Source organism: Planctomicrobium mucosum (assembly GCF_051466335.1).
Taxonomy (GTDB): Bacteria; Planctomycetota; Planctomycetia; order Planctomycetales; family Planctomycetaceae; genus Planctomicrobium.
Genome location: NZ_CP195793.1, coordinates 1,234,155 through 1,246,588, shown reverse-complemented (window position 1 = coordinate 1,246,588; position 12,434 = coordinate 1,234,155). Strand labels below are relative to the sequence as shown.

At 53.5% G+C, this 12,434-nt stretch carries 7 protein-coding genes; 4 read left to right on the top strand and 3 right to left on the bottom strand.

The genetic code is table 11. The features are described from left to right. Positions 1-224: 224 nt before the first annotated feature. Both SH668x_RS04970 and SH668x_RS04965 read left to right on the top strand, forming a co-directional pair. Positions 225-1,433: a GIY-YIG nuclease family protein gene (locus tag SH668x_RS04970; protein WP_437187595.1), complete on the top strand. Its 1,209-nt coding sequence runs from the start codon at positions 225-227 to the stop codon at positions 1,431-1,433. A 58-nt stretch (positions 1,434-1,491) separates the two neighbouring features. Further along, positions 1,492-2,460: a C-terminal binding protein gene (locus SH668x_RS04965; protein WP_437187594.1), complete on the top strand. Its 969-nt coding sequence runs from the start codon at positions 1,492-1,494 to the stop codon at positions 2,458-2,460. 117 nt (positions 2,461-2,577) lie between these two features. Here SH668x_RS04965 and SH668x_RS04960 read toward each other — a convergent pair whose 3' ends face one another. From SH668x_RS04960 to clpB, 3 genes are all read right to left on the bottom strand, one after another. Continuing rightward, positions 2,578-2,895 (bottom strand): DUF4404 family protein, encoded by a 318-nt coding sequence (locus SH668x_RS04960; RefSeq protein ID WP_437187593.1) that lies wholly within the window; start codon positions 2,893-2,895, stop codon positions 2,578-2,580. A 143-nt stretch (positions 2,896-3,038) separates the two neighbouring features. Then, positions 3,039-4,673, bottom strand: a complete 1,635-nt coding sequence (gene serA / locus SH668x_RS04955) for a phosphoglycerate dehydrogenase (RefSeq protein ID WP_437187592.1) — start codon at positions 4,671-4,673, stop codon at positions 3,039-3,041. A gap of 281 nt (positions 4,674-4,954) precedes the next feature. Next, the gene (clpB, locus tag SH668x_RS04950; protein ID WP_437187591.1) at positions 4,955-7,591 is read right to left on the bottom strand and encodes an ATP-dependent chaperone ClpB; all 2,637 of its coding nucleotides are present in this window, start codon (positions 7,589-7,591) and stop codon (positions 4,955-4,957) included. Between the two features lie 328 nt (positions 7,592-7,919). Here clpB and SH668x_RS04945 point away from each other — a divergent pair, with 328 nt between their 5' ends. After that, positions 7,920-9,026, top strand: coding sequence for a DUF6263 family protein (locus tag SH668x_RS04945; RefSeq protein WP_437187590.1), 1,107 nt, complete (start codon positions 7,920-7,922; stop codon positions 9,024-9,026). Between the two features lie 75 nt (positions 9,027-9,101). Next, a complete protein-coding gene (locus SH668x_RS04940; protein ID WP_437187589.1) occupies positions 9,102-12,410 on the top strand; it encodes a YCF48-related protein in 3,309 nt (1,102 codons plus the stop codon). The last annotated feature ends 24 nt before the right edge of the window (positions 12,411-12,434 follow it).

Genomic DNA, 12,434 nt, shown 5'->3' with positions numbered 1-12,434 from the left:
ATCAGAAGCAAATAGATCAACCGGTGCCAACATTTTCCGTTTGATCGCCCAACTTTCAGCGACCCGCCACTCAAATCAGTCAACACAGATTCATTCTTTGTCGTCTCTTGGGCTCGAACAGTTGCCGGGAAATACCATAGGCATGAATGAAGTGGACAATTACGATCACCCCACTCTTGCCATCGATTCCGTGGCTGAGGTTCAATCAGTCCCAAGGAGGGTAAATGGCCAACAAAAGGAAAATGGAGGTCACCCCCAGAGAGTCGTTGCCAGAATTGTTTCTGAAGAGCCGTTACGCCTCTTTGTTGGGATCTCCGCGGAGTCTGCTTCTGACCGGAACCAGAAAAGAGATTCGTGCTCGGCTGCGAAATGAATGCCCCGCTTCTCCAGGGGTGTACGGGATGGTCAGCTCGACGGGCCAGCTCATTTACGTCGGGATGTCCCGCCATCTTTGCAAACGCCTCCATTCTTATTTCTCATCCAAGGTCTCGAAGACCAAAGAACGTCGAATCGGGTACCGATCCGCAACGTTGGTTTGGCAACCTGCCGCGCATGAGCTTGTGGCTGCACTCCGCGAGCGAGAACTGATCCGCCATTATCGTCCGAACTACAACGTTCAGGGACACCCAACAAAGATGAGGTTGGGGTTTTTGACTCTGGTCGATCAACCAGCCCCTGCGTTTACACTCCATCCCCATATTCCGAAGAGGTACCTGGGCATCTGGGGGCCGATGCCCATGACTCGGTTTCTTCGCCAGGCTGTTGCAGAACTCAACCATCATTTCCTACTGCGCGACTGCCCGAAGAATACTCCAATCACTTACAAAAATACTCCTGTCGATCCTGATGCTGTGCCGTTCAGTGCCTGCATGCGGGCCCATCTGAAAACCTGTCTGGCACCATGCGTTGGAGGCTGCACAAAGACTGCTTACACGCGCGCCGTCAATGCAGCGACGCGGTTTCTGGATGGAGACTGCGAAACGGCCCTCGCGGCGATAGCCGAGGAAATGAAGGTTGCCGTCACTGAACGAAAGTTTGAACGGGCCGCAGTACTGCGAGACCGGGCCAAAGCTCTGGAAAGAATCAGTCTGCACCTGCGACGTTTTCACGATTGGACATCGAAAGCGTACTTCATCTACCCCATCGAATCGTCGATCGATCAGTCGAAATGGTGGATGCTGATCGAAAGAGGAACAGTTGTTGAGGTCGTCCCGCAACCTCACGACGAGAAGAGTGCTGCAGAGACAATCTCGAAGTTAAACCGAATTCGATTACAGATGGGGGGCGTGCAGGACCAAACCACGATGACAGGCCCGGATGAATTTGAATCGACTCGCCTTCTGTTTCGATGGTTCCGACTTCGGCCTGATGAAAAAGAAATGAGGCTTTCACTTTCACAAGGGAAGCGGGTTTGTCAGAGTATTTCTAAGTAATCGGTTCCTGCCTGCAGGGACGCGAACACGTAGATCGACCTGCTAAGAAATCTCCGCTATGGCCACCCATAAAGTACTCATCACAGACCACCCCTGGCCGGATCTTGATATCGAACGACGAATCCTCACCCCTTATGGAGTGGAGATCGTTGACGCTCCGGACGAGTCCGAAGAGACGCTCACGCGACTCGCTGAGCATGTCGACGCCATCGCGACGTGCTGGGCCAAAGTGACGGAAAAAGTGATTCATTCCGCATCGACTTGCAGGATCATTTGCCGCATGGGGATCGGCCTGGACAACATCGACATACCCGCCGCAACGTCAAGGGGCATTCTCGTCACAAATGTTCCTGACTACTGCGTTGAAGAAGTGGCTGACCAAGCGTTTGGACTGCTATTGGGGCTGACTCGTAACATTGGATTCTTCCACTTGCGAACAAAAGGGCAGGAATACAATCTCCGCTCCGGTCCTGCGATGCACCGGCTCAAAGGACGCACACTCGGCCTCTTTGGACTCGGCAAGACCGGACAGCTTGTCCTCGAGCGGGCAAAGGCGTTCGGTCTGAACGTCATCGCACATACCCCCTCCGGGAACAATTATGGAACCGACTGCAAAATGGTTTCGTTCGATGAACTGCTGGAGACATCCGATTACATCTCACTCCATGCTCCGCTGACGGATTCGAATCGTCACCAGTTCAACGCTGAAGCAATCGCAAAGATGCGAACTGGTGCCTTCCTGATCAACACTTCACGCGGACCGCTTATTGATCCGGCGGCTTTGAACGATGCCATTCAGCGAGGCAAACTCGCCGGCGCCGGGCTGGATGTTTTCGATCCTGAGCCGCCCAGCCTTTCTGATCAGCTTTACCTGGATGAACGAGTGATCGTGACGCCTCACGCTGCGTTCGTATCGGAAGAATCACTCGCGAACCTGCGTGAGCGGGTCTCGCATCAGATCGCCGCTGTCCTGAGCGGGGAACTCCCTGAGAACGTGGTCAATCCAAAAGTACTCGAAGGAATTTAACTCCTCTCTCAGGGGAGTGTATTCACTGGCGGGTGTTACATCGAATTCAATAAAAAATCTGGCTGCGTGCTCCTCTCACGAGAAGGATGCAGCCAGATCTATTGAAATCAAGCAGGTCTATATTCCGATTCGACTCAGCGCGGTGGCGACATCACCGATCGCCTGAGCCAGTTGAGGATGAGACTCCTCGAATTGCTGCGTCAGCGATTTCATTTGATCCAGCAGCCCACCAGACTCTTCGCCATCCTCGCTGGGCACTTCCCCGACTTGATGGACTCCAAACACTTCGTTCAGTTCGACCGAAAGTTTCTGGAGATCCGAGGTGAGATCAGCATCGGGCTCCTCGTTGTTCTGCAGGCGACTCTGAAGCGACTGCAGTGTCTGAATCAGTTCATCACGTTCCATGGGGACGCCGACCTCTCGAGCAAAGTTCACGGATGCAATCTAATCCGACCGGACCAGCTTGATTCTATCGGAACGAACAAGCCGGCGAATACTCCATTTTTGAGATGGGGAATAAAAAACGGCGACCTCATCAAGTGAGAGTCGCCGTGATCGATTTCAACAAAATTCGCCGCCTACAGTCCCAGCCATGGCAATGATGCGCCTGCTTCTGGGAGAGTGACGAGTTGAACCCCGAGGATGTCCGGGTGTTGACTGACTTCTGCGAGTGCTTCTGCAGAAGGTGCGTTGTCCAGATTCAATACTGCAACGGCGCCACCACCTGGGATCTTGCTTCCGCGACCGACAGCCATGTGCGAGATATTCACGCCATGTTTTCCGAACGCAGTTCCAATCGCCCCGATCACACCCGGGACGTCCTTGTGCCAGAACAGCAGCATTTTGCCGTCCAGGTAAGCGTCGAGATGGTAATCGTCAACGCGAATCAGACGCAGGAAGTCGTTACCAAAGGTGGTCCCGCCAATTGTCTTGGTCCCTTTGTCAGTTTCCGCAGTCACAGAGAGAATTGTGGAAAACGCTCCCGCATCTGGCGAGGTGATCGTTGTCACAGGAATTCCGCGGTCGGCTGCTGTCAGGTCGGCGTTCACAATACTGACGTTTCGATCCAGAGCAGCAGAGAGCAGACCGGATGTGAAAGCACTGGTCACCAGTTTGACAGGCTTCCCTTTCAGATCTCCCTTGAACTGAACTTTGACCGACTTGAAGCTCTCTCCTTTGCAGAGCTGAGCCAATGCCAGTCCCAACCGATAAGCAAGATCGAGATAGGATCGCGCCCCTTCCAGCTCTTTGCCGGAAATGGGGACCATGTTCACAGCGGAGCGAACTTCATTCTTTGTCAGGAAATTCGCAACGATTTCGGCTGCTTCCAATGCAACCTGTTCCTGAGCTTCATCGGTTGAAGCAGCGAGGTGAGGAGTGCTCAACACCTGAGGAAGCTTGGTCAGTCGGAAGTCCGGTGCAGGAGGTTCTTTCGAGAAGACGTCCAGTGCAGCACCGGCGACATGCCCGGATTCAATGGCGTCTGCCAGATCGTTCTCATCGATAATGCCCCCGCGGGCACAGTTGACGAATCGAACACCCGTCTTCATCGAAGCAATTCGCTTCGCGTTGATGAGACCACGTGTCTCGTCAGTCAGTGGAGTATGCACAGTGACAAAATCACATTTCACCAGCATATCATCAACGTTTCGGTAGAGTTCAATTCCGTATTCAGCAGCGCGTTCTTCGCTGAGGAATGGATCGAATCCCAGAACGGTCATTTCCAGACCGCGGCATCGCTTGGCGACTGCGATTCCAATTCGCCCCAGACCAACGACACCGATTGTTTTGCCGGCCAGTTGCGTTCCAGTGAAGCTCTTACGATCCCACTCGCCATTGCGCATTGTTTGGGATGCAGGGCCAATACAGCGGCACAACGCCATCAGCATGGCAATCGTGTGCTCAGCTGTACTCAGTGTGTTTCCGTCTGGTGTGTTAGAAACAATGATCCCTTGGCGTGTCGCTGTCGGGAGATCGACGTTATCGACACCGACTCCAGCACGAGCGATCACTTTCAGTCGGGTTTGTCCTTCTAGAACGTCGGCGGTCAGCTTCGTTCCACTACGGATGACAATCCCGTCCGCTTCTTTGAGAGCTTCTTTCAACTCCGCCGGTTTCATTCCCGGTGAGTAAACAACTTCGATCTCCGGGAAGCTCTTGAGCAGATCGAGACCTTGAGTTGAAAGGCTATCAGTTACAAGCACGCGATACATGGCATTTCCAGCGATTGAAACGAAAACAGACCATCAAGCTCCGTGAGACCGCTCTGTGCAGTTGTTCACCTCATCGTGAGCCGAAAAGTCTGGCGAGTTCACAATATAGTCGATATCGAACACTCTTTGCAGCAAACCAGCTAAACAACCCCCGCAATCACTGGGCGAAAAGATCACCTGCGAACAAAAAGCATTCCAGTAAAAGGAGATGCAAAAAAAGGCTGCACGCGATTTCTCACGTGCAGCCTCATCAAAATCACTAAAAATCAACTCGTCCAAAACTATTCGAACGTCAGTTCACCATGCTGGGATCCAACGTGAATGGTCTTCCCTTCCTCGAACTCCCCGGACAGGATGGAGTTTGCCAAGGCGTTCTGGAGTCGACTCTGAATGACCCTCTTGAGAGGACGAGCACCGTAAACCGGATCATATCCCTCGTTTGCCAACAGTGATTTGGCATCTTCGGAAACATCCAATCCGTAACCGTGCTCCTCCAATTGCTTGGAAAGCTTCTGAATCTGCAACTCGATGATTTTTCGAATGTCCTGCCGTTTCAACGGATGGAACACAATGACTTCATCGATGCGGTTCAAAAACTCCGGTCGGAACTCCCGCTTCAGGGCATCCATACAGACGTCCCGAATCTGGTCCTCCTCACCCGCTTCGGTTAGCTCCAGAATCTGGTAAGACCCGATATTCGAAGTCATCACGATGATCGTGTTTGTGAAATCGACGGTTTTTCCCTGTCCATCTGTCAATCGCCCGTCGTCCAGCACTTGCAGGAGGACGTTAAAGACATCGCGATGGGCTTTTTCAATCTCATCGAACAAGACCACGGAATACGGTTGCCGACGGACCGCTTCAGTGAGCCGTCCCCCTTCTTCGTACCCCACATACCCCGGAGGGGCACCGATCAGCCGAGCCACGGAGTGCTGCTCCATGAACTCGCTCATATCGATTCGGACAATGTTCTTCTCATCATCAAACAGGAATTCCGCCAGTGCCTTACAGAGTTCCGTCTTCCCCACCCCAGTAGGACCGAGGAAGATGAACGAACCGATCGGGCGGTTCTTGTCCTGCAATCCGGATCGAGAGCGGCGAACAGCGTTCGCGACTGCAGAGACGGCTTCTTCCTGATTGATCATGCGCTGATGAATCAGGTCTTCCATCAACAACAGTTTCTCTCGCTCCGTCTTCATCATGCGGCTGACAGGGACACCGGTCCAGGCGGAGACCACTTTCGCAATCTCTTCGGGACCGACCTCAGTGCGGAGCAGTCGTGTTTGATGCTCTTTCTCTGTAGCTGCATGCTTCTCTGCTTCTTCTTCCTGGGTCTGTACCTGCTTTCGAAGTTTCGCTCGTTCCTGGTCCAGCTTGAACAGATTCTGGTAGTCCGCCTCATCGATAAGTCGGCCGCTGGCTTGTTTGTCACGCATTCCAGCTTCGGCTTGTGCATATTCCAGTTCTGCCTGTTCCAGTTTCTCGCGAACACCTTTCACATCCCCCAGCCCCAGCTTTTCAGACTCCCACTGTTCTTTCAAACTCGCGAGTTTCTGCTTGAGCTGATCCATCTCCGTCTGGATCTCCTGACGCTCTTTCGTCGCGTGCTCTTCCTTCTCTTCATCGAGCTGGCGAGCGGCGATTTCCAGTCGAGTCAGTCGTCGCTGCACTTCATCAATTTCAGTCGGTACTGAAGTCAGTTCGATCGACACACGTGACGCCGCTTCATCGACAAGGTCAATGGCCTTGTCTGGCAAAAACCTGTCACTGATATACCGATCCGAAAGTTTCGCTGCTGCTTCGAGTGCCGCGTCACGAATGCGAATTCCGTGGTGCTTCTCGTAGCGTTCCTTGAGCCCGCGAAGGATCGCAATCGTGTCTTCGACTGATGGTTCACGGACAATCACTGGTTGAAATCGACGCTCGAGTGCGGGATCTTTCTCGATGTATTTCCGGTATTCGTCGAGAGTCGTTGCACCAATACAGTGCAACTCCCCGCGAGCAAGTGCCGGTTTGAGGAGGTTGGATGCATCCATTGCCCCATCGGTTTTTCCTGCCCCGACTACGGTGTGCAGTTCATCGATAAACAGAATGACCTTCCCTTGAGCCTGTTCGACTTCCGTCAAAACAGCTTTGAGTCGATCCTCGAATTCACCGCGATATTTGGCACCAGCGATCAGCGCCCCCATATCGAGAGCAATCACTCGCTTGTCTTTGAGAGATTGTGGAACATCCCCGAGAACAATTCGGTGGGCGAGCCCCTCTACGATGGCGGTCTTTCCGACACCAGGATCACCGATCAGCACCGGGTTGTTTTTACGACGGCGGGCCAAGACCTGAACCACGCGGCGGATTTCGTTGTCCCGCCCGATCACCGGATCGATCTTTCCGGACCGAGCCAGTTCGACGAGATCTTTCCCGTATTTTTCCAGCGATTGGTATTTATCTTCAGGGTGTTGGTCTGTCACTCGTTGATTTCCTCGCACAGCTTTCATGGCTGACAAAATGTCTTTTTCTTCAAGTCCATTGAGTGTGAGCAGTCGTTGTGCGGTGTCGCTCACCCGGGTCAGCCCGACAAACAAATGTTCGGTGGAGATGAACTCATCCTGCAACGTGGCTGCGAATTTCTGCGCTTCATCGAAAACCTGCATCAGTTCCCGAGAGGCCCCAATGTCGACATTTGATCCAGTCGACGACGGGAGTCGTCCCAGTTCACTGTCGACCATCAGCAGAAGCTGGGACACATTCGCTCCCAACTTGCTGAGAATCGCCCTTGGAATTCCGTCCGGTTCCTGCAGCAGAGCTTTTAATAAATGGAGAGGAACCAGCTGCCGGTGGTTCATCTCCCGAGCGATTTCGTGAGCTGACTGAACCGCTTCCTGAGCCTTTGCGGTCAGCTGTTCCATCTTGAATGCCATGTGAATTATTCCCTTCTTGTCAGAGTAATTCTCGATAGACGCAATGCTCGTACCGAATCCCGAAAGAATCCACTTTACCGTAACCTGAATCAAGATATTGACTTGCAACTCACGAAATTCCAGCCCAAAAAGATACAAGCCATTTTGGCACCACTAACACGCAGATTAACCAAGACAAAAACTGTCACATTGGCAGAACAAGCTCGCTAATCAAAACAAGTCTGGCCTGAAAAGCTGAAATCGTGCTAACTTCCCGCGATTCCGGGCAGATTCGCCAGAAAAAAGTCTCAGCGCAGGACTCGCTGAAATCGCGTTCAGGAGGAACATTATGGTGGGCCGAAGCAACTCATCAGTCTTAATCTGTCTTGCCACCTCGCTGGTTCTCTGGTCGACGGGATGCTCTTCAGAATCTGCCAAAAAGAAAGAGGATGTCGACCTCCCCGCTTGGCTCACAGAAACCCCTGCCGCAACGCCTCATTCGGACACTCAACTGGCGAGCTACAACTCCGCTGCCAAGTTGGGGCTGAACCTCAAAACCGGTGACCAGTTCCCCCTCCGGAAGGTTGTTCAACAAGAACTCCTTCAGAATACTCTGAATGGAGAACCGATGCGAAACTTCTCTCAACTCGAATTGATGCTGGCCATCCGAGTGACCGAGAAAAGAGAAAACCGCACCAAACTCACCGTCAAGTACAATCGAGTCCGCTACAAGCACGACATTGCCGATGAGCATGTTGAGTTTGATTCCAACGACCCTGGCCAGATCAGTCATGTCGGAGCCATCGCCTACCGGGACATGGTCAACGACGGGTTCTCGTTCTGGATTGGCGAAGACAACCAGATCTCCGAAGTCGAAGGGTTGTCAGAATTCATTGAACGCTGCCTACGAAACGTACCGCCCGATCAACGCGACGACGTCATCCTCGGCGTTGAAGCGGGTTCAGGTGAATCCGGAATCGCCAATTTTGTCGACAACACAATCGGCCTTCTCCCCTATGGTCACCAGACGTCATTGGGAGATTCCTGGGAACGTCAGCAGCAATTGACTCGCCCGGTTCCGATGTATGTCACGAACATCTACACCCTGAAAGATCTCACTCCATCCACTGCTGTTATCGACATTCGCGGCACGATCAATTCCTCCGCAGCCATCGGCACATCGATTGGCAAAGCGAACACTGACAACGGCGTCTCCGTCACCGTGAATGGAGGGTCAACGATTGGCAGTTGCACGATTTATCGCGATACAGGCCTCCCCAAAGAAAGCCGGGTTGATCGAACAGTCAACATGACGATTCAGATGGCCAACTCATTCAGTTTTCAACAGACAAAACGCGTCACAACGACGATCGAATCGTTTCCATCATCCAGCCCGGTCCGAGAGAACCAGAACATGATTCGTCAGGTGAGCGGCGAGCAGATTGAACAACGATAATGACGATGATTCAGGCGTTTCAGGTTCCTACTGAATCGCCTGAAGATCCCACTCTGAACATCTCAGGAAGGCCCCATGCAGTCATTCGTTCGTAACACCGCTCAATTCCGGACATCGATCGCATTGGCTTCCTGGTGCGCCCCAATCCTCTTCGGATTTTTCGCCTACTCTGCTCCGCGGACCGCTGCCGGAGATGAAACTCCGCAGTTGAAAGCCCAGTTCGTCACAGCTCATCCAATGCAGGATGATGCAACCATACGCGATGTCGCCATCGTTGGAGAGAACGATGTCTGGGCTGTCGGCGATCGCGGAGTTGTCCTGAAGTCTGAAGATCGCGGGGCAACCTGGCGGTTCCTCTCCATTTCCCCGGACCTTGAACGCTACGTATTCCATAGCGTTTGCTTTTTAACCAATCGGGTGGGCTGGATCGCGGGAGGAACTGTCCTTCCCGTCGGAGGACGCCCTGTTGGAATTCTATTACAGACTCTCGACGGTGGAGCAACCTGGACAGCAAGTACTGCCACCAACCTCCCCTACCTGAAGTATGTGCGGTTCTTCGATCTCGAGAAAGGCGTCCTTGCTGGCGACCGCTCGATTGCGTTTCCAACGGGAGCACTGACGACGACAGATGGCGGGCAATTATGGAACTCGATGCCCTCACCCAACTCGGGTGAATGGAACGCAGCAGCATTCACATCGATCCAAGCAGGCGTTCTCGGCGGCAATCGGGGATCACAAGGGATCGTCGCCCAAGGTTCAATTCTCAAAAGTGGCTCAGCTTCCAGTGGCCTTCAAGGTTTTCAGGGAGTTTCAGCGGACGGCTCAGGCCGAGCCTGGCTCGCAGGTGATGGGGCCGTTCTTCTGAGAAGCGACACCTCAGGAAGTTCCTGGAATGCAATTCATCCGAATCTTCCCGTAGAGATCTCCGACTTCACCAACTTTCATAGCGTGCACCACGTGGGCGATCACGTGTGGGTCGCGGGAAGCCCCGGTTCAGCCGTCTGGAAGTCCATCGACGCTGGTCGCACCTGGACCCCGCATGCAACCGGGGATTCAATTCCACTGGAAGTCATTCGCTTTGCCAATCCTCAACGAGGGATCGCAGCGGGAGCACTCGGGCGCATCTGTATCACAGAAGACGGAGGAGAGACGTGGACGAACGTTCGCGGCGGCGGTCGTCGACTGGCTGTCCTCTCACTCCTCTCATCAGTCGACAACCCGTCGCTTCCGTTTCTTACAAAATGGTCGCGAGAAGAAGGCTATCGCTCTGCATCCATGGTGGTCACCCGTCGAGATACGGGAGGTGACGCTCACACCACTCGTCAACTTGACCTCAGACTCGCTCACGCCGTGCAAACCTCGGGCGGAAGTCGAAGCTGGATCGACTGGCGTCTCCCCGTCGCCATTCCTTCCCTCGCAAAAGACAGAGAGAAGCTTCTTCAGGAATGGACGAATCTCACTGACCGACGACTCAGCGAAGTACTGCTCGAAAGCCTCGTGGCGGAACTCCGAATTTGGCGTCCATCCGTGGTTCTGATTGATGAGGGGGCTCCGGGAGAATACACCGCAGAACTCCTCCGCATGGCGGTCACCCAAGCAATGGACAAAGCCAAAATCCCCCAATTTTCTACCGACCAGGCCGAACTCGCGTACCTGCAACCGTGGACCGTCAGCAAGCTCATCCTACAAAAAGAAGCGCCCTCAGACGTTGGCTTCACTCAGGATCCCTATGAGGTACTTCCAAGAACACGAAAAACTCTTGAGCTGGCAGCGGGAGAGGCACTCAGCCAGTTAGCGTTGCCGAATTCAAAACCGCTGCAACGGCAGAGTTTTGTTGTTATTCGTACCGACGCATCACAGCAACTTTCGAATCGGTTCGCTTTTGGGGATCTTGCAATTGGTCATGGTTCCGCCGCTCGTCGTGCCCAATTGACAATCAGTTCACTCGACTACGAGAAGCTGATCAATGAAGCGAATCACCGACGAACCATCACCACCATCACCGACCGTTACACTGCGTCCCCGCAAACTGCTGGAATTCTTTTAGGACAGATCAAAGAGATCATCTCCCCACTCTCCGCGGAACAGGCAGCCCAACAACTCGGAGTGCTCGGAAATCAGTACCACGTCAACGGTCAATGGGGATTAGCTGAAGCGGTCTACTGTGAACTGGTCACTCGGTTTCCCGAACAGCCTGTCGCCGTAGAGGGGATGCTGTGGCTGATGCGATATTGGACCAGTGCCGAAATGAACTGGCAGCGGCTTCAGACGATTCAGGCCTCCGGCGGTGTGACGCGTTCCGGAAACACATCGGAACTGCCACAATTGCAGTCAGACTTTGCTGAAGCGATGAAGAAGTTTCGAAGCCAAAGGACGCAAACCGCCGGTATCCTCGTCGCCCCACATCTAGGTGCTCCGGGTAAACTGGAATCACAGCGTGTCACTCCAGTTTCAGGGACGCTTCAGTCGACACTGGGCAACGGGAATGATTCGGCAGACATGTATCAAATGCAGCTGAGTCGCTGGCAGACATCCGCTGTGACCGTCGCGAATGGTTTGCGTGACGTCTACCCTCAGATTTATCAGTTGCCAGAACTTCAGTTCCAGATGGCGGCCCTGCATCGGCGTCGCAGTGAACACAAGCGGGCAGACGAAATTTACTCGGAGTTCATGAAGACGGTGAGCGATGATCCATGGAACATCGCTGCTCGTGGAGAAGCCTATTTACTTCGCCCCGGTGCACAGTCCCCCAAGCCGATCCTGAATTGCAAGATGACGAGGACGCCGCCCGTTCTGGATGGGTCCCTCATCGATCCCTGCTGGGCAAACGCGACAGAAATTCGACTGGGAGACGCGACACAAAGCGACACCTACATTGGTGCCAAAACTCAGTCGAATGGTTCCAGTTCGCGTGTTGGCCCTCAATCGGTAGTGTTCCTCACATACGACGAGACGTTTCTATACGTCGCGGCCAGTGTCCCGGTTCACAACGATCTCCCCCAAGATCCCCCTGAACGCGCGGGGCGATCGCATGACGCCAACCTTGACGCTTATGACAGGATTAGCCTGCAGATAGATATCGACCGGGATTACGGGACGTATTACCAGTTCGAAATTGATCAACGCGGACAAACCCGGGAAGCCTGCTGGGACAACTGGAATTACAACCCCAAATGGTATTGCGCCACGTCGCGAAACCTCGACTCCTGGCACCTCGAATGCGCGATTCCACTTGATCAATTGCTCCCTCCCGGACGAAACGTGGGAAGCAGTTGGGGATTGGGAATCACCCGCATTTTACCTGGTATCGGGTCACAAAGCTGGACCGGTTCAGGAGCTGAAGTTCCTCAACCAGCACTCTTCGGATTAATCCGTTTCGAATAATCGCAATGGAATCTCGCTGTCATG